This is a genomic window from Roseateles puraquae, from assembly GCF_002205845.1.
Taxonomy (GTDB): domain Bacteria; phylum Pseudomonadota; class Gammaproteobacteria; order Burkholderiales; family Burkholderiaceae_C; genus Pelomonas; species Pelomonas puraquae.
Genome location: NZ_NISI01000001.1, coordinates 947,105 through 964,532, shown reverse-complemented (window position 1 = coordinate 964,532; position 17,428 = coordinate 947,105). Strand labels below are relative to the sequence as shown.

Annotated in this window: 17 protein-coding genes; 13 read left to right on the top strand and 4 right to left on the bottom strand. The window is 72.3% G+C overall.

The genetic code is table 11. The features are described 5' to 3' along the window. Positions 1-76 precede the first annotated feature (76 nt). From CDO81_RS04385 to CDO81_RS04365, 5 genes are all read left to right on the top strand, one after another. Complete coding sequence (locus tag CDO81_RS04385; protein WP_158218158.1) at positions 77-1,840, top strand: aspartyl protease family protein; 1,764 nt, start codon at positions 77-79, stop codon at positions 1,838-1,840. A 95-nt stretch (positions 1,841-1,935) separates the two neighbouring features. Further along, entirely contained in the window at positions 1,936-3,207 is a 1,272-nt protein-coding gene (locus CDO81_RS04380) for an MFS transporter (protein WP_088481903.1), read from the top strand. Next, a complete protein-coding gene (locus CDO81_RS04375) occupies positions 3,204-4,265 on the top strand; it encodes a dipeptidase (protein ID WP_088481902.1) in 1,062 nt (353 codons plus the stop codon). The genes CDO81_RS04380 and CDO81_RS04375 overlap by 4 nt, the downstream gene beginning before the upstream one ends. Next, positions 4,262-6,265: an amidohydrolase family protein gene (locus tag CDO81_RS04370; protein WP_088481901.1), complete on the top strand. Its 2,004-nt coding sequence runs from the start codon at positions 4,262-4,264 to the stop codon at positions 6,263-6,265. The genes CDO81_RS04375 and CDO81_RS04370 overlap by 4 nt, the downstream gene beginning before the upstream one ends. After that, positions 6,262-6,651 (top strand): RidA family protein, encoded by a 390-nt coding sequence (locus tag CDO81_RS04365; protein WP_088481900.1) that lies wholly within the window; start codon positions 6,262-6,264, stop codon positions 6,649-6,651. The genes CDO81_RS04370 and CDO81_RS04365 overlap by 4 nt, the downstream gene beginning before the upstream one ends. A 46-nt stretch (positions 6,652-6,697) precedes the next feature. On the opposite strand, the gene CDO81_RS04360 is transcribed toward CDO81_RS04365, so the two are convergent. The 4 genes from CDO81_RS04360 to CDO81_RS04345 all read right to left on the bottom strand — a co-directional run bounded on the left by CDO81_RS04360 (position 6,698) and on the right by CDO81_RS04345 (position 10,422). Continuing rightward, positions 6,698-7,291, bottom strand: a complete 594-nt coding sequence (locus tag CDO81_RS04360; RefSeq protein WP_088481899.1) for an ABC-type transport auxiliary lipoprotein family protein — start codon at positions 7,289-7,291, stop codon at positions 6,698-6,700. Beyond that, a complete protein-coding gene (locus CDO81_RS04355; protein WP_088481898.1) occupies positions 7,288-8,253 on the bottom strand; it encodes an MlaD family protein in 966 nt (321 codons plus the stop codon). Before CDO81_RS04355 ends, CDO81_RS04360 begins: the two co-directional genes overlap by 4 nt. Before the next feature lie 9 nt (positions 8,254-8,262). Beyond that, the gene (locus CDO81_RS04350) at positions 8,263-9,114 is read right to left on the bottom strand and encodes an ABC transporter ATP-binding protein (protein WP_088481897.1); all 852 of its coding nucleotides are present in this window, start codon (positions 9,112-9,114) and stop codon (positions 8,263-8,265) included. Between the two features lie 141 nt (positions 9,115-9,255). Then, on the bottom strand, positions 9,256-10,422 hold the full coding sequence (locus CDO81_RS04345) for an MlaE family ABC transporter permease (protein ID WP_088481896.1): 1,167 nt from the start codon (positions 10,420-10,422) through the stop codon (positions 9,256-9,258). Positions 10,423-10,501: 79 nt separating this feature from the next. Between CDO81_RS04345 and CDO81_RS04340 the strand changes: the two genes are divergently transcribed. The 8 genes from CDO81_RS04340 to CDO81_RS04310 all read left to right on the top strand — a co-directional run bounded on the left by CDO81_RS04340 (position 10,502) and on the right by CDO81_RS04310 (position 17,424). Continuing rightward, on the top strand, positions 10,502-11,122 hold the full coding sequence (locus CDO81_RS04340) for an RNA polymerase sigma factor (RefSeq protein ID WP_088481895.1): 621 nt from the start codon (positions 10,502-10,504) through the stop codon (positions 11,120-11,122). Beyond that, positions 11,122-11,736 (top strand): anti-sigma factor, encoded by a 615-nt coding sequence (locus CDO81_RS04335; RefSeq protein WP_088481894.1) that lies wholly within the window; start codon positions 11,122-11,124, stop codon positions 11,734-11,736. The genes CDO81_RS04340 and CDO81_RS04335 overlap by 1 nt, the downstream gene beginning before the upstream one ends. After that, positions 11,733-12,944 carry a S8 family peptidase gene (locus CDO81_RS04330; protein WP_088481893.1) on the top strand — a complete coding sequence of 404 codons (1,212 nt, stop codon included), beginning with the start codon at positions 11,733-11,735 and terminating at the stop codon, positions 12,942-12,944. Before CDO81_RS04335 ends, CDO81_RS04330 begins: the two co-directional genes overlap by 4 nt. Beyond that, entirely contained in the window at positions 12,944-13,654 is a 711-nt protein-coding gene (locus CDO81_RS04325) for a TorF family putative porin (RefSeq protein ID WP_088481892.1), read from the top strand. Before CDO81_RS04330 ends, CDO81_RS04325 begins: the two co-directional genes overlap by 1 nt. 93 nt (positions 13,655-13,747) lie before the next feature. After that, positions 13,748-14,206, top strand: a complete 459-nt coding sequence (locus CDO81_RS04320; protein WP_144397129.1) for a hypothetical protein — start codon at positions 13,748-13,750, stop codon at positions 14,204-14,206. Then, on the top strand, positions 14,203-15,285 hold the full coding sequence (locus CDO81_RS27960; RefSeq protein ID WP_158218157.1) for a hypothetical protein: 1,083 nt from the start codon (positions 14,203-14,205) through the stop codon (positions 15,283-15,285). Before CDO81_RS04320 ends, CDO81_RS27960 begins: the two co-directional genes overlap by 4 nt. Positions 15,286-15,313: 28 nt before the next feature. Beyond that, positions 15,314-16,282 carry a radical SAM protein gene (locus CDO81_RS04315; protein ID WP_158218156.1) on the top strand — a complete coding sequence of 323 codons (969 nt, stop codon included), beginning with the start codon at positions 15,314-15,316 and terminating at the stop codon, positions 16,280-16,282. Further along, positions 16,279-17,424 (top strand): amidohydrolase family protein, encoded by a 1,146-nt coding sequence (locus tag CDO81_RS04310; protein ID WP_088481889.1) that lies wholly within the window; start codon positions 16,279-16,281, stop codon positions 17,422-17,424. The genes CDO81_RS04315 and CDO81_RS04310 overlap by 4 nt, the downstream gene beginning before the upstream one ends. Positions 17,425-17,428 lie beyond the last annotated feature (4 nt).

The window sequence follows — 17,428 nt, the reverse complement described above, 5'->3', positions numbered from 1 at the left end:
TGCTGCGCCTTCGTCCAGAATCCCGGGCATCGTGCTTCGGGCCGCCCAACGCAGGCGGGCCATGCCGGGAGGAACCATGACATTCAGAACCATCGCCAGCGCCGCGCTGCTGGCCGTCTTCACCGCAGGCAGCGCCTGGGCGGATTGCCATCTGGGCCACGTCGAGATGCCGGTGCGCATCGTCAATCAGCGTCCGGTGGCCACGCGCAAGCTCAACGGCGTGGAGGTGCCCATGCTGGTGGACAGCGGGGCCTTCTTCAGCTTCCTGCAGCCGTCCACCGCGGCCCAGCTGGGCTTGAAGCTGACCCGGTTGCCCGACCACATCCAGGTCACCGGCTACACCGGCGCGATCGAATCCAAGCTCACGCGGGTGGAGAAGGTCGGCCTGCAGGGATCGACGCTACAGAACGTGGACTTCATCGTCGGTGGCAATGAGCTCGGCTCGGGCATCCAGGGCGTGCTGGGTCGCAACTTCCTGTCGATGGCCGACACGGAGTACGACCTGGGCCACGGCGTGTTGCGGCTGGTCTTCCCGAAGGGCGATTGCGAGAAGGTGAACCTGGCCCACTGGGCGGGCGACGCGCCCGTCATCGAAGCCGAGCTGCGCAACAACCACCGCGAGGGCAACACCGACATCCGCGTGCCGGTGCGGGTCAACAACCGGTCGCTGGTGGCGGTGATGGACACCGGTGCGCCCTTCACGGCTCTCAAGCTGCGCTCGGCCCGCCGGGCCGGCGTGACGGACGAGATGCTGACGCCGGTCGGGCGTGTCGGCGGCGCGGGCGAGGGGCGGGTGCAGTCCTGGCGTGCGTCGATTGCCGCGTTCGAGTTCGGTGGCGAGAAGATCTCCAACAACGAGTTCCAGGTGGACGACACCGACCATTTCGAGCAGGACATGCTCATCGGCCTCGACTACTTCCTGTCGCATCGCATCTATGTGTCGCGCCTGCAGCGCAAGGTGTATGCCACCTGGAACGGCGGGCCGGTGTTCGCGCGCGGCAATGCCGTCGGGGCCTATGACGAGCGGTATGCCGCCCGCCCCGCCGACCTCGCGGACGATGCCGAAGCCCTGGCCCGCCGTGGCGAGGCCCGTGCGGCCAAGGGCGACGCCGCGGGCGCCCTGGCGGACCTGAACCGCGCCATCGAGCTCGCGCCGAATGCCGCCATCAACCGGCTGGCCCGCGCCCGGGTGCTGCTGGAGCAGCGCGAGCGGGACAAGGCCGCGCCTGACCTGGACGAGGCATTGCGCCTGCAACCGTCGCTGCACGAGGCGCGCGCCTTGCGCGTAGGCCTGCGCCTGCGGGCCGACGACAAGGCCGGTGCCCAGGCCGACCTGCAAGTGCTGGACGAGGCGCTGCCGGCATCATCCCATCTGCGCGAGATCATGGCCGATCAGTACACCGTGCTGGGCATGGTGCCCCAGGCCCTGCGGCAGTGGGACCTGTGGGTGGCCTCGCACGGCAGCGATGCCCACCTGGCCCAGGTGCTCAACAGCCGCTGCTGGCTGCGGGCCCGGTTGAAGCTGGACCTCCCGCTGGCTCTGCAGGATTGCCGGATGGCCGTGCGGCTGGACGGCCAGGAAGCGTCCTACCGCGACAGCCTCGGCTGGGTGCAGCTGCAGGCCGGCGACCTGAGCGCCGCGGTGAAGGCCTTCGACGAGGCACTGGCCCTGCGGCCGGTGGCCTTCTCGCACTACGGCCGCGCGCTGGCCCGGCAGCGCCAGGGCGATGCCACCGCCGCCCGGCGCGACCTGGCCGCGGCGCGCGAACAGCAGCCGGAGATCGATGCCCGGGCCCGCCGTGAGGGCCTGCCTGTGGCCGACGACGCACCCCCGCCCTGAGCGCGGGCTGGTGGAAGCCCGGGGCCGCCACGCACGGCCCCGCTTGCAGAATCGCCCGGCACTGAAGCGGCAACGACGCGAAGGGAACCGGGACGATGCCTCTGCCCAAGCTGCTGGCCACCCGCAAGGGGCGCATCGCGGCGTTCTTCCTGATGTACCTCACCGAAGGCCTGCCGGTCGGCTTCGCGATGACGGCGGTGGCCACGCAGCTGCGGCGCACCGGGGCTGGCCCGGCCGAGATCGGCGGCTTTCTGGCGCTAGCCTTGCTGCCCTGGGCCTTCAAGTGGCTGTACGGCCCCTTCGTCGACCTCATCGCGTCACCGCGCCTCGGGCCGCGGCGGGGGTGGATTCTCGGCGCGCAAGCGCTGATGGTGCTGACCCTGCTGCCGCTGGCGGTGCTGACGCCCAGCGCCCAGTTCGGGCCGTTCCTGGTGCTGCTGTTCCTGCACAACCTGAGCGGTGCGGTGCAGGACGTCGCGGTGGATGCGCTCGCGGTCACCACCCTGCATGAAGACGAGCGTGCCTTTGCCAGCGGCATGATGTTCGGCGGCCAGTCGCTCGGCGTGCTGCTCGGTGGCGGGGGCACGCTGCTGCTGGTCGGGCAGATCGGTCTGGCTGGTGCGGTCGGCATCATGGCGCTGGTCATCCTGGCGGTCATGACCGGCGTGGTGCTGCCCATGCGGGAACTCGTGCCTGAGGCGACAGCGGTGGTCCGGGGTTGGCGCGCGGTGGCAGGCGAGGTGGCGGGCTTTCTGCGCCAGGCCCTGCAGGCGCTGTTCGGCAGCCGGCTCGCCTGGGCCGGCCTGCTGTTCGCGGTGCTGCCCATCTCGGCCATGGCGTTGGCACGCGGCCTGCAGTCCAACCTGGCGGTGGACCTGGGCCTGAGCAATGAGCAGATCGGCGGGCTTGCCTCGGCCTCGCAGGCCGCCACGGCCATCACCTGCATCCTGGGTGGCTGGCTGTCTGACCGTCTGCCGCTGCGGCGGGCCCTGGCCACCTACATGGTGCTGCTGAGCCTGCCGGGGCTGGCACTGATGCTGGCGCTGCAGCGGCAGGGCTGGGCCCCGGGGCAGGTGGCCCCGCCGGACCTGGTCACGGCCTTCATGGCAGCCGTGCTGGCCTACAACGCGCTGTTCGGCTTCATCTACGGTGCGCGGGTCGCGGTGTTCATCGGCATCACCCGGCCTGAGGTCGCGGCCACGCAGTTTGCGGCCTACATGGCCTTCACCAACCTCTCCATCACGTACAGCCTGCTGTGGCAGGGCCATGCCGTGCAGCAGTTCGGCTATGCCGCCACCCTTGGCTGGGACGCCCTGGTGGGTCTGGCCGGCCTGCTGGTGCTGCCCTTCCTGAAAGCTCGACGATGAAGCCTGTGATCAACGCCCTGGGCGTGCTTGACAACCCCAACCTCAGCCTGAGCTCCAACCCCGGTGACCGGGCGGCCATGGCCTACACCAGCACCGGCCAGGGCGTGGATGCCCGGGCCCTCGCCGACGCCCGTGCCGCCGGGCTGACCGCGGTCAACATCACGCTGGGCCATGTGGCCGGCAGCGCCGAGCCCTTCGAGGCCACCGTGGCCGACATCGCCAGTTGGGACCGTTTCATCCGCACGCAGCCCCCGGCACTGCGCAAGGTGCATGACGTGGCCGACCTCGATGCCGCGGCGGCGGGCGGCCAGGTCGGCGTGATCTACGGCTTCCAGAACACCGAGATGCTGGGCGCAACGGCGGACCGCGTGGCGCTCTTTGCCGGCCTGGGCGTGCGGGTCATGCAGCTGACCTACAACGGCCGCAATACCGTCGGCTGCGGCGCCACCGTGCCCGACGACACCGGCCTGACCGCCTTCGGCGCCGAGGTGGTGGCGCGCATCCAGGCCGAAGGCGTGCTGCTCGACCTGAGCCACAGCAGCGAGCGCACCTGCCTCGACGCCCTGCGCGAAGCCCGCCGGCCGCTGGCCATCACCCACACCGGCTGCCGTGCGGTGGCCGACCACCCGCGCAACAAGAGCGACGCCGAACTGCGCCTGCTGGCCGAGCGCGGCGGCGTGGTGGGCCTGTACTTCATGCCCTACCTGCGCCTGGCGGGCCAGCCCATGGCCGCCGACCTCATCGCCCATCTGGAACATGCGCTGCAGGTCTGCGGCGAAGACCACGTCGGCCTGGGCACCGACGGCGGCACCACCGCCATCGACGACATGGCCGCCTACCGCCGCATGCTGGCCGCCGAGACCGAGCTGCGGCGCAGCCTGGGCATCGGCGCGCCGGGCGAGACGCCGGATGTCAGCCTCTTCCTGCCCGACCTCTGCGGCCCGACGCAGTTCACCCGCCTGGCCGAGCTGCTCGCCGCACGCGGCCACCCGGGGTCGCGCATCGACAAGATCCTGGGCGGCAACTTCCGCCGGCTGATGCAGGAGGCCTGGGCGTGAGCGGCCGACAGCGGCGGGCGTCCTGGCTGACCGTGTGGCTCGGCGCCTGGCTCAGCGCCGGCCTGCTGGTGCTGGCCACCGGCGCCAGTGCGCGCGAAGACCGCGTCCAGATCCACGGCAACCCCGCCGGCACGCAGACCCTGACCCAGCCCGAGCCCGGCCTCACGGTGGTGGACTACCGCTACAACGACCGCGGTCGCGGTGACGTCGTCCAGGCGCGCTGGCGGCTGGATGCGCAGGGCCTGCCGGTCTGGTACGAGGCCGAGGGCAACGACTACTGGAAGGTCGCGTTCCGCGAGCGCTTCGAGCGGGTGCCTGCCGACCCCGGTGGCCTCGCCCGTTGGGCCAACCGCATCGAGACCGGCGAGACGCGCGCCGCCGGCTTCTACCTGCCGGCGAACCCGCCGCCCGAGTTCATGGGCGTACTGGCGCGCGCGCTGCTGAAAGCCCCGGGCCGGCGGCTGCCGCTGCTGCCCAGCGGCGCGGCCTGGATCGAGGGCGATGAGCGGCTCGGCACGCTGCGCCGGGTCAGCCTGCGCGGCATCGAGTTCACGCCGGTCCCCGTCTGGCTGCACGACAACGGCGACACGGCCGCGGTCGTGGACGACTGGTTCGAGGTGCTCGATGACGCCGCGGCGCCGCAACTGCCCCGGCTGCAGGCCGCGCAGCAGGCCGCCGCCCAGGCCTGGCATGCCGAGCTCGCCCGGCGCCACACCCGCCAGCCAGCCGGCGCGCTGCTGATCCGGGGCGCACGGCTGTTCGACCCCGTCAGCCTCACGGTGCAGGCCGGTCGCAGCGTGCTCATCCGCGGCGAGCGCATCGTGCGCGTCGGCGCCGACGCCGACGTGACGGCACCACCCGGGGCCGAGGTCATCGCGGCGGCGGGCCGCTTCCTGATGCCGGGGCTGTGGGATGTGCATCAGCACTTCAGCAACGTGGACGGTGTGTTCGACCTCATCGCCGGCGTCACCAGCGCCCGCGACATGGCCAACGACAACGAGCCTCTGCTGGCCCGTGTGAAACGCTTCGACGCTGGCACCGAACTCGGGCCGCGGGTCACGCTGGCCGGCATCATCGAAGGCGTGGGCCCGCTGGCCGGCCCGACCGACGTCAAGGTCAGCACCGCCGAGCAAGCCCGCGCCGCGGTGGACTGGTACGCCGACCGCGGCTACGCGCAGGTCAAGATCTACTCGTCCTTCAGCCCCGCACTCGTCGAAGCGGTGGCCGACCGCGCGCACGAGCGCGGCCTGCGGGTCAGCGGCCATGTGCCCGCCTTCACCTATGCGCGTGCCTTCATCGAAGCCGGTGCGGACGAAATCCAGCACCTGAACTTCATCCTGCTGAACTTCTTCCCCGAGGTGCAGGACACCCGCACCCGCGACCGCTACACCGTGCTGGCCGACCGGCTGTCGCGCTTCGACCTGCGTGAGCCGCGGTTTGCCGAGTTCGTGGCCTTTCTGCGCGAGCGCCATACCGTGCTCGACCCCACGATGGTGGTGCTGGAGGGCCTGTTCTCCGGCGAGCCGGCGCGCGCAGCGCCGGCCCTGCGGCCAGTGGTGCAGCGTTTTCCGGCCGTGGTGCGGCGCCGGCTGCTGTCCGGCGCCGTGGCCGTGCCGCCGGGCCAGGAGGCCGCGTATGCGCAGGCGCTGCCCGGCCTGCTGCGCATGCTCAAGGCGCTGCACGACGGCGGCGTGACGATCATGCCCGGCAGCGATGGCTTCGCCGGCTACAGCCTGCACCGCGAGCTGGAGCTCTACGCCCAGGCCGGCATCGCCAACGCCGAGGTGCTGCGCCTGGCCACGCTCACGCCGGCACGCGTGCTCGGTGTCGAGAAAGACCGCGGCAGCATCACCGCCGGCAAGCTCGCCGACCTCGTGCTCATCGATGGCGACCCGCTCGCCTCGATGAGCGACATCCGCCGTGTATGGCGCACCGTGAAGGGCGGCCGTGTCTACGACCCGGCCGCCCTTGAACAAGCCTTGGGACTCAGCTCACCATGACCAGCCTTCAACGCTTCAACAGCGGCCGCGTCGTGCCCACCAGCGTGCCCTTCCCCGAGGGCGTGCGCGTGGGTGGCATGCTCTACCTGTCGGGCCAGCTCGGCAACGTGCCCGGCGAGCTGCGCCTGGTGGAAGGCGGCCTGCGCGCCGAGGCCCGGCAGACGCTGGAGAACATCCGCACCATCCTGCGCGGTCAGGGCCTGGACCTGCAGCACCTGGTGCGCTGCACCGTCATGCTCGCCGACATGGCCGACTGGCCCGCCTTCAACGAGGTCTACCGCGAGTTCTTCGGCAACACACCCCTGCCGGCCCGCAGCGCCCTGGGCTGCAACGGCCTGGCGCTGGGCGCACGGGTGGAGATCGAGTGCATGGCGGCGGTGGGGTGAGGGCACCTGCTGGCGCGGCGGTGCCGAGTCACCTGGTCAGTCCGCCTCACCGACACCCCACACCCTTCGCCCACACCACCCACTGCGGCACCCAGGCGTCCACCGCCTCGGCCAGCCCGCGCACGGCGCCTGTCGCATCAGGGGAGGGGGCAGGGCGCGTGAGGCGCCAGGACTGTTGCGTGGCTGCGCTGCCGTCCGCAGGCCAGTGGGTGGCCTGCACGCGCAGCACCACCTCGCTCTGCGCGGGGCTGCTGAAGACCTGCTCGAAGGCGTCCAGGTGCACGGTGATCAGGCCCGGGGCGCGTGGCGTGCAGGGCGCCGCAGCGGCCGCCTGTTCGCGCAGGCGCTGGGTGAGGAGGGCAGCGGGTGGGGCGGCCCAGGTGCTGTCTCGGTAGACCTCCAGGCGCTGGGCCTGCTGGAAGGCCAGGCGGTAGGCGATGCCTTCACCGGCGATGGCGGGTGCGGCGGTCACGTCGGCCAGGCGCCAGGCGATGGGGCCGGCGGCGGTTGACGCCGCAGGCGGCGCGGGTGGCGGGCCGAGGTCATACACCGCGCGTGGCGGCACGCTGGGGGTCAAGGCACAGCCGGCAAGCAGCATGGCAGTCGCGAGCAGGGCGGTGAACGGAGGCAGGCGCTTCATCGTGCGCCTCCCGGCAAGCGTGCCGCGAAGCCGGGCTCGCCCGGGCCGGGGGGCCGGCCACTGCGGCCGAATAGCAGGCTCTGCGGCTGTTCACCCAGCTCGGTGGCGGCGCGCTCCACGCTGCGGCTGGCGGCGCCGATGTCGGCCAGCAGCGGGCGGGTGCGGGCGGGGGTGTCGCCGACGAGGGCGAGTTCGAGGTTGCGGCTGGTGGCCTGCACCTGGGCGGCGGCGCTGCCGAGCTGGTCGAGCACCGCGGTGCGGGCCCGCAGGTCCTGGGCGAGCTGCTGGCCGTCGGCGGCCAGGGCCTCCAGCCTTTGCAGCGCGGCGTCGGCGCGCTGGGTGGCGCGGTCAGCGTCTTGCAGCAGACCGGGCAGTTGCCGCGCGCCGGGTTGCAGGGCGGCCATCAGGCGGCTGGTGTCGGTGGCGGCCCGCTCCAGCTCGGCCAGGGTGCGGGTGAGCTGGGCGCGGTTGGCGTCGTTCAGCAGCGCATTGAGCCGCGTGGCGGTCTCGGCAAAGCCGGCCACCAGGCCCGGGCCGCTCTCGGCCAGGCGGTCCAGCAGCGTGGGGCGCAGAGCAATGCGGGCGCCGGGCGCGGCGCGCTGCAGCGGTGCGCTGGCGTCAGCTTCTTCCAGGCTGACGAAGGACAGGCCAGTCACGCCCTGCAGTCCGAGCTGGGCGTGGGTGCCGGCCGACACCGGCGCGCTGGCATCCACCGCGATGCCGACGAGGATCTGCCGCGGGTCCTGCGGGTCGAAGCCGATGCTCTCGACGAAGCCGACCTCCACGCCGCGCAGCTTGACCGGCGCCTTCAGGTTGAGGCCGGGCACGCCGCTGCGGGCGACCACGGTGTAGTGCACGCGCTCCGTGCGGTCGCCCTGGAACCAGGCGACGCAGGCGGCCAGGGCCAGGCCAAGCAGCAGCAGGAAGCATCCGGCAGCGAGGGCGTGGGCTTTGTTTTCCATGGTGTGGATTCAGTGGGTGGTTTCTTCGCCGCGCAGCACGGCGGGCACGCCGCCGTCGTCGGAGGTGTCGTCCAGGCTGAGGCGGAACCGCCGCAGGTCTTCTTCCGCGCAGCGCTCGATGTGGCCGAGAAAGAAGTTGCGCACGAAGGGGTGGGGCAGGCGGGCCACTTCGGCGAGTGGCCCGCAGGCGATGATGTGCTGGTCGGCCAGCACGGCCACGCGGTCGACGACCGCGAAGAGGGTGTCCACGTCGTGCGTGACCATCACCACCGTCAGCCCCAGCTCCTGGCGCAGGCGGCGCAGCAGCTTCACGAACTGCTTGCTGCTGTCGGGGTCCAGTCCGGCGGTGGGTTCGTCCAGGAAGAGCAGCTGGGGGTCGAGGATGAGGGCGCGCGCCAGCGCCACGCGCTTGACCATGCCGCCCGACAGCTCCGCCGGCCGCTTGAGCGCGTCTTCCGGCCTGAGGCCCACCTGGGCGAGCTTGAGCAGCACCAGCGGCTTGACGAGGTCGGGGGGCACGCTGCCGAGCTCGCGCAGCGGCAGCGCGATGTTGTCGAACACGCTGAGCGCCGAGAACAGCGCGCCGTTCTGGAACAGCACGCCCCAGCGGTAGCGCACCCGCTCCAGGTCGCGCGCGGCGCAGCGGCCCAGCGGGTGGCCGAAGATCTTCACGCTGCCGGCCTGCGGCACCTCCAGCCCGAGCAGCAGCCGCAGCAGCGTGGTCTTGCCCGAGCCGGAGCCGCCGATCAGCGCCATCACCTCGCCGCGGTGCACGGTGAGGTTCAGGTGGCGATGGATGACGTGCCCGGCATAGGCCGTCGTGACGTTGTCGACCTCGATGACGACTTCCGCCGTGGTCATGGCTTCGGTCTCCTGCCTTGCTGGCGCCCATGGCCACAGAGACACAGAGGCACAGAGAGACATCCAGCCTCTCTGTGCCTCTGTGTCTCTGTGGCCTTCGGTTGTCGCCAAGCGGTCGAGACGGGATGAGCCAGCCGCATGTCAAAGCCCCACGTTGGAGAACAGCACCGCGAAGATCGCATCCACCACGATGACCAGCGTGATCGCCGTCACCACGGATTGCGTCACGCTCTGCCCCAGGCTTTCGGTGTTGGGCTTGACCCGCAGGCCGAAGTGCGAGGCCAGCAGGGCAATCAGCCCGCCGAAGATCATGGACTTGCTCCAGCCCAGCCACAGGTTGGCCGGCTCTACCACGGTGGGCAGGGTGTGCAGGAACTGGGCCGGGTCCAGGCCGAGCTGGGCGCGGGCCGCGGTCATGCCGCCCAGCAGCATCAGCGCGCTCGTCCAGAGTGCCACCAGCGGCAGCGAGATCGCCAGCGCCAGCACCTTGGGTGCCACCAGCCGCACGGTGTGCGAGATGCCCATGACCGACAGCGCATCCAGCTCCTGCGTCACCCGCATCACGCCGATCTGGGCCGTCATGGCCGAGCCCGAGCGCCCGGCCACGATGATGGCCGCCAGCAGCGGGCCCAGCTCGCGCAGCACCGCCAGGCCCAGGATGTTGATGACGAAGATGTCGGCGCCGTAGGTCTTGAGCTGCTTGGAGATCAGGTAGGACAGCGTCAGCCCGACGAGAAAGCCCACCAGGGCCGTGATCGGCAAGGCCTGGGCGCCGGTGCGGAACACATTGGCCGAGATCTCGCGCCAGCCGATCAGCGCCGGGTGGCGCACCATCTGTACGGCGTCGAGCAGCAGCCGGCCGGTCAGGGCGATGAGGTCGACGCCGTGGCGCGCAAAGCCCACCAGCCGCTGGGCCGCCAGTGCCAGGCCCGGCCCGAGCTGCGGCCGCGCGCGGGGCAGCGCGGTGGGCTGCATGAACTGCGAGAACAGCGTCACCTGCTCGGGCAGCCACAGCAGCCGGCCCGGCGGCTTGCCGCCCCAGCCCTGCCAGAGCGTCAGGGCGCCGGCGGTGTCGAGCCGGCCGAGGGTGCGCAGGTCCCACAGGGCGTCGGGCGTGTCGGCCTGGATGGCGGCCACCTGCTGGCGGAGTTCGTCATACCGGCCACGCAGGCCCAGCACGGTCCAGTCGCCGGCCACCCGCCAGGCGCGCGGCTCGAGAGCCTCCAGCCGGGGCGGCGCGTCCGGGCCGGCCGGGGCGTCGCCCGTCAGGGGCGGCGAGGGCAGGGGCAGGGCGCCAGCGTCGGTCATGGCGCAACGATAGCGCCCTTAGCATGTCGTTGAACCTTTTCGCGCCTGCCGGGAACACACGCGAAACCCAGGACCCCCGATGTTGAAGTGGCTCACCCTCAAGAAACCGCGCAGCGACGCGCCCGACCCCGCCCGCGGGCCGGCCGCCGACGCGTTGGAGCTCGAGCTGCTCGCAGGGGTGCGTCGGGGGCGGCGCGGGGATTTCGATGCGCTCTACCGCATCTACCACCCCCGGCTGACCCGCTTCCTGGCCCACATGCTGCGCCAGACCGACCTGCTGGAGGAGGTGCTGAACGACACCCTGCTGGTGCTCTGGCAGCGGCCGGACAGCTTCGACGGGCGCAGCAAGCTGTCGACCTGGATCTTCGGCATTGCCTACCGCAAGGGCCTGAAGGCCCTGAGCCGGCTGGACCTGCCGGTGGACGGCGACGACGCCGAGGAGCCGGCCGACAGCGCGCCCGGCCCGGAGCAGCGCCTGGGCCAGGCGCAGGTGCGCGAGCGGCTGCGCTCGGCCATGGCCGAGCTGTCGCCTGAGCACCGCGCCGTGGTGGAGCTGTGCTACTTCCACGACATGGCCTACGGCGAGATCGCCGACATCGTGGGCTGCCCGCCCGAGACCGTGAAGACGCGGATGTTCTACGCACGCAAGCGCCTCCGCCTGCTGCTCGATGACCTGGCCGGTCATCATGGAGACCTGTGATGAGTGTGGTGATCCCGATGGACAACGACGAGCATGCCGCCGTGCAGGCCCTGCTGCCCTGGTATGCCCGCGGCCAGCTGGACGAGGGCGAGCGCCTCCAGGTGCAGCAGCACCTGCTGCACTGCGCCACCTGCCGCCAGGAGCTGGCCGCCGAGCAGCCGATGCAGACCCTGCTGAACGTGGCGGGCGCTGCCGCCCCGGTGGGTGATGTCGAGGCCGGGCTGGCCCGCATGCACGCGCTCATGTCCCCCCGGCCTCCCCGCGCCGCGGCGCCTGCCCCGCGCTGGGTGCCCTGGGCGCTGGGCTTGCAAGGGGCCGCCGTGGCGGTGCTGCTGGGTGTGCTGTTGACCACGCGGCAGGACCCGCCGGCCTACCAGGGCCTGTCGGCCGCCGGCACGGCGCCGGTGGCGGCCGATGCGCTGGTGATGTTCAAGCCCGGCACCAGCGAGCAGGCGGTGCGCGAGCTGCTGCAGGCCCAGAAGGCCGGCGTGGTGTCCGGCCCCACGGAGACCGGGGCCTGGCTGCTGCGCGTGGATGCCCCGGGCCTGGCTGCCTTGCGCCAGGCGCCGATCGTCGCGATGGCCGAGCCCTTGCAGCCGGGGCCGGGGCGATGAAGGTGCTGCTCAAGCTGCTGGCCGCGCTGCTGATGGTGGCCGCCGGCCTGGCCCGCGCCCAGGTGTCCGGGGCCGAGGAGGCGGAGCGCCAGGTGCTGGTGATGCTGCAGCTGCCCAAGGCCCACTACCGGCCTGACGGCAGCTACGCGGGCACGTATGGCGAAGGCGTCGGCCGGCAGTCGCGCCAGCAGGTGGCCCAGGCGCTGGCCAAGGCCTACCGGCTGGAGGTGCGCAGCCAGTGGGCCATGCCGCTGGCGGGGCTGGACTGCTTCGTGATGCGCCTGCCCGAGGGCGACACCCGCAGCTCGGCCGAGGCGGCGCGCGCCGTGTCGGACGACCACCGCGTGGCCTGGGCCCAGCCGGTGGCCGTCTACCGGGCCCAGGGCACGCAGCAGGAGCCGCTGTATGCCGCGCAGCCGGCAGCCCAGCAATGGCATCTGGCCGAGCTGCACAAGCTGGCCACCGGCCGCGGCGTGCGGGTGGCCGTGGTGGACAGCGGCGTCGAGGCCCGCCACCCCGACCTGGCCGGCCAGGTGGTGGTCAACGAGAACTTCGTCGACGAGGGCCCGGTGCCCGCCGAGGCGCACGGCACGGCGGTGGCCGGCATCATCGCGGCGCGGGCCGACAACGGGCTGGGCATTGCCGGCGTGGCCCCGCAGGCGCGGCTGATCGCCTTGCGCGCCTGCTGGCAGGCGCCGCAGGCCCAGACCCTGTGCACCAGCCTGGGCCTGGCCAAGGCCTTGCACGCCGCCATCCAGCAGGGGGCCCAGATCATCAACCTGAGCCTCGGCGGGCCGGACGACCGGCTGCTGTCGGTGCTGCTCGACCAGGCCCTGGCCCGGGGCACCACCGTGGTGGCGGCACTGCCCAGCAGCGGCGGACCCTTCCCCGCCAACCACCGGGGCGTGCTGGTGGTGGGCACCGCCCCCCCGCTGCCGGCGGGCGCCGTCACCGCGCCCGGGCGGGACGTGCCGAGCACGGCGGTGGGCGGCGGCTATGCGCTGGTCACCGGCTCGTCGTTTGCGGCGGCGCATGCGGCGGGGTTGCTGGCCCTGGTGCGTGAGCTCGACGGGCCCCGCGGCTCGCAGGTGCTGCAGGCGGCCCTTGTGACGGCCAGCCAGGGCCGCATCGACAGCTGCGCCACGCTCGCGCGGCATGTGGCGGGCCGCGCACCCGCCTGCGCCTCACGGGAGCCGACGGCCGACTGATGGCTCCCCCCGCCCGCCTGGCTTCCCATTGCCTGCTGTTCGCCACACTGCTGGCCGGTGTGGCGTTGTCGCATGCGGACGTCGGCGGCACGCTCAGCCTGCAGACCGATGCGCGCGAACGCGGCATGTCGTACAGCGACAACCGGCCCAGCGCCCAGCTGGGCCTGGCCTGGGACGGCGCCGGCGGCTGGTATGGCGGTACCCAGCTGGGCCACGCGCGGTTCACGCAGCGGCGGGGCGCCACGTTGCAGTTGTACGGTGGGCGCGTGCTGCCGATGGCGCCGGGGCTGGATGCCGAAGCGGGCGTCGTCGCGCACCTGCACGAGAACGTCTCGCACTACGACTACCAGGAGGCCTACATCGGCCTGATCGGCGGCCAGTGGTCGCTGCGCGCCTACGCCTCGCCCGACTACTACGGCGTCGGCCAGCGCAGCGTGTACGTCGAGCTCAACGGCCGCTGGCCGCTCGGCGACGGTCTGGCGGCGGTGGGCCATGCTGGCCTGCTGCGCGGCTGGCGCCAGGGCGATCCGGCCTATGCGCAGGGGCGCAGCCCGTCGCGGGCTGATGTGCGACTGGGGCTGTCTCGTCAGCTCGGTGAGATGGGCGAGCTGCAACTGGCCTGGGTGGCCGCCAGCCGAGGCGGGCCCTATGTGTGGACCGACGCCACGCGCCGCCGCACCGTGGTGCTCAACCTCACGGCCGCCTTCTGAACTGCTGCCGAAGCTTTTCTCGACCGCTTGAACCTTGGCCGCGCCGACCGGCACTCACGGCGCAATGAGGTCCGCGAACGGGAAAGGTCGGCAATGACAAGGACAACACGAGGATGGGCGGCGCTGGCTGCCGTGGTGACGGCGACGATGGTGGTCGTCGGGTGTGGCGGCGGCAGCGGCGAGGGGCTGGACAGCAATGGCCGCCCGCTGGGTGAGGGCAATGACCCGAGCGGGCCGATGACGGCCTCGTTCAGCTCCATCCAGTCGCATGTGTTCACGCCCGTGTGCACCGGCTGCCATGCCGGCGCCGCCGCGCCGCAGGGCCTGCGGCTCGATGCGACCAACAGCTACGCGCTGCTGGTGGGTGTTGCAAGCAGCGAGGTGCCGGGCCTCAAGCGCGTGGCGCCGGGCGATGCGGACAACAGCTACCTCATCCACAAGCTGGAGGGTCATCAGGCCGTCGGTGCGCGCATGCCCTTCGGCGGCCCGTACCTCGACGCGGCCAGCATCAACCTCATCCGCCAGTGGATCAACAACGGAGCCCAGAAATGAAGGCCCTTCGATGGCTGCTGGGCCTGGCCCTGACCCTGACGCTGCCGGCCGTGCAGGCCGAGCCCTACCTGGCCATTCGCGCGGGGCTCAAGTGCGTGGCCTGCCACGTGAACCCGACCGGCGGCGGCCTGCGCAACGCGGTGGGCAACGCCTTCGCGCAGAACGTCATCCCGAGCAATGCGCTGCCGGATGCCCTGCAGGGCTGGAACGGCTCGCTGCTGGACGACCGCCTGCGCCTGGGCGGCGACCTGCGCACGGCGACCACGCGCACGTCGGTGTCCGGCCAGCCCACCCGCAGCGTGGGCGGCACGGAGCAGACGCGCCTGTACGCCGACGTGCAGCTCATCAAGGACTACCTCGGCGCCTACCTCGACCAGCAGCTGGCGCCCGGCAAGTCGGAGCGGCAGGAGGCCTATGTGCGCCTGTCCACGCCGGGGCTGGGCTGGTATGCCAAGGCCGGTCAGTTCTACCTGCCTTTCGGCTGGCGGCTGCAGGACAGCCTGGCCTTCGTGCGCCAGCTCAGCGGCGTCAGCATGACGGTGCCCGACAAGGGCCTGGAGCTGGGGCATGAGAGCGACGAATGGTCCATCCAGCTCGTGCGCAGCAATGGGCCCGGCAACAAGGGCAGCGTGACCGGGCACCAGACCACGGCGCAGGCGATCTGGATGCAGCCCTGGGGCCGCATCGGCGCCGCTGCCGCGCAGGTGAAGTCGTCGGCCGGTGACCGCCAGGCCTGGGGCCTGTTCGCCGGCACCGTGACCGGGCCGGTGGCCTGGCTGGCCGAGATCGACCTCGTCAGCGATGCCGGCTACCCCGAGGGCAAACGACGGCAGGTGGCGACGCTGCTGGAGGCCAACTGGCTGGTGCAGCAGGGGCACAACCTCAAGCTCACCAGCGAATACCTGGACCCCGACCGGCGCGTCGCCCACGACAACAAGGTGCGCTACAGCCTCGTCTACGAGTACACGCCGATCGGCTTCGTGCAGCTGCGCTTTGGCACGCGCAAGTTCGGCGGCATTCCGCAGAACGCGGTCGACAACCGGCGGCAGACCTTCGCCGAACTGCATGCCATGTTCTAGCGTCCTGATCGACCGGCCGGGAGCCCCGATGGCACCCGAGCTGGTGCAGCTGCGCCTGGTCACGCTGTACCTCACCGAGCGCTGCAACTCGCGCTGCGTGAGCTGCGACTACTGGCGACACGGCCGGCAGGACATGGCGCTGGCCACGGTGCAGCAGCTGCTGCCCGGGCTGAAGGCGCTGGGCGTCGAACAGGTGCTGCTGTCTGGCGGCGAGCCGCTGCTGCATCCGCACTGGGTCGAGATGGCCACCCTGCTGCGGGCGCAAGGCCTGAAGCTTTGGCTGTTGACCGCGGGGCTGGCGCTCGCCAAGCAGCTGGACGACGTGGCCCGGCATGTCGAGCAGGTCACGGTGTCGCTGGACGGGGCCACCGCCGCGAGCTACGCGCGCATCCGCGGGCTGGACGCCTTCGAGGTGGTGTGCGCAGGCGTGCGGGCCGCCGTGCGCGCGGGCTTGCCGGTGACGCTGCGTGTGACCGTGCAGCGTGGCAATGTGGCCGAGCTGCCGGCGCTGGTCAGGCTGGCGCATGGTCTGGGGGTGAATGGCATCTCCTTTCTGGCGGCCGACGTGGCGCATGACGAGGCCTTCGGCCGCCAGGCACCGGCGCCTGATGGCGTGGCGCTGCGCCCGGAAGACCTGCCGCTGCTGGCGGCCAGCCTTGATGCGATCGAGCAGACCCACGCCGACGATCTGGCCGGTGGCTTCATCGCCGAGAGCCCGGCCAAGTTGAGGCGCATCGAGGCGCATGCCCGGGCCCGCCTGGGGCTGGGCCCGCTGACCGCACCGCGCTGCAACGCGCCGGCGCATTCGGCGGTCATCGAGGCGGATGGCCGCCTGCGCCCGTGCTTCTTCATCGGCGGCACGCAGCGCCTGGGGGCAGGCGGCCTCGAAGCCGCCCTGAACGCGCCAGCGGAGCGCCGCCTGCGGGCTGCGATCGCGGCAGGTGCACAGGCGGCCTGCGAGCGCTGCGTCTGCGCCAAGTGGTTTGCACCGGCATGAACCTGACAGAGCCGCTGCAGCTGACGAACGCCACCGATGCCTGGGGGCACCCACAAGCGTGGGGTGTGCAAGACGGCCGGCTGACGCGCAGCGCTCGCGGTCGTCGCCTCGACCTGGGCGGTGCCCGGCTGCTGCCGGGCTTCATCAATGCCCACGACCATCTGCACTTGAACGGCGCGCTGCCGCGCCTGGCCTACCGCAGCGCTTACCGCAATGCGAGCGAATGGATCGCCGACATCACACCACGCCTGCAGCACGATCCCCAGCTGCTCGCGCACCGGGCCCGCCCCCGGGCCGAGCGACTCTGGGCCGGCGGGCTGAAGAACCTGCTCAGCGGCGTGACGACGGTGCTGCACCACGACCCACGCGAGCCGGTGCTGGCATCGCCCGGCTTTCCCGTCCGTGCGCCGGCGCCCGGCGGCTGGTCGCACTCGCTGGCGCTGGAGGGGGAGGCCGCGGTGCAGGCGTCGCGCCGCGCAACGCCCGATGGCGCGCTGTGGGTCATCCACGCCGCTGAGGGCTGCGATGCCGCCGCGGCCGCCGAGGGCGACCGGCTGCAGGCGCTGGGCTGCATCGGCCCCGGCACGCTGCTGGTCCACGGCCTGGGCCTGAGCGCCGCGCAGCAAGAGCAGGTGATCAGCGCCGGGGCGGCCGTGGCGTGGTGCCCGGGCTCCAACTTGCATCTGTTCGGCAACACGCTGGACCCGACGCTGCTGGCTGCGGCAGGTCGCCTCGTGCTCGGCAGTGACTCCCGCATCAGCGGTGGCCGCGACCTGCTGGCGGAGCTGCAGCTGGTGCAGGCGCTGACGGGCTGGCCTGACGAGCGGCTGTGGCGCTGGGTCACGGAGGAGGCGGCGCAAGTGCTGGGCTTGCACGACCGCGGCCGCCTCGCGCCCGGGCTCTGCGCTGATCTGGTGGCCCTGCCGCGCGGGCTGCCGCTGGCGCAGGCCACGCGGGCCGACCTGCGGCTGGTGATGGTGGGCGGCCGGGTGCTGGTGGCGGATGCCGACCTGGGCGAGCCGCTGGGCCTGGTGCCGGTGCTGCTGGACGGGCGCCGCAAGACCCTTGCCCCGGACTTGCTCGGCCATGCCGAGGAGCCGGGGCTGACCCTCGCCGCGGCCGACTCGCGCTGCATGGCCTGAAGGG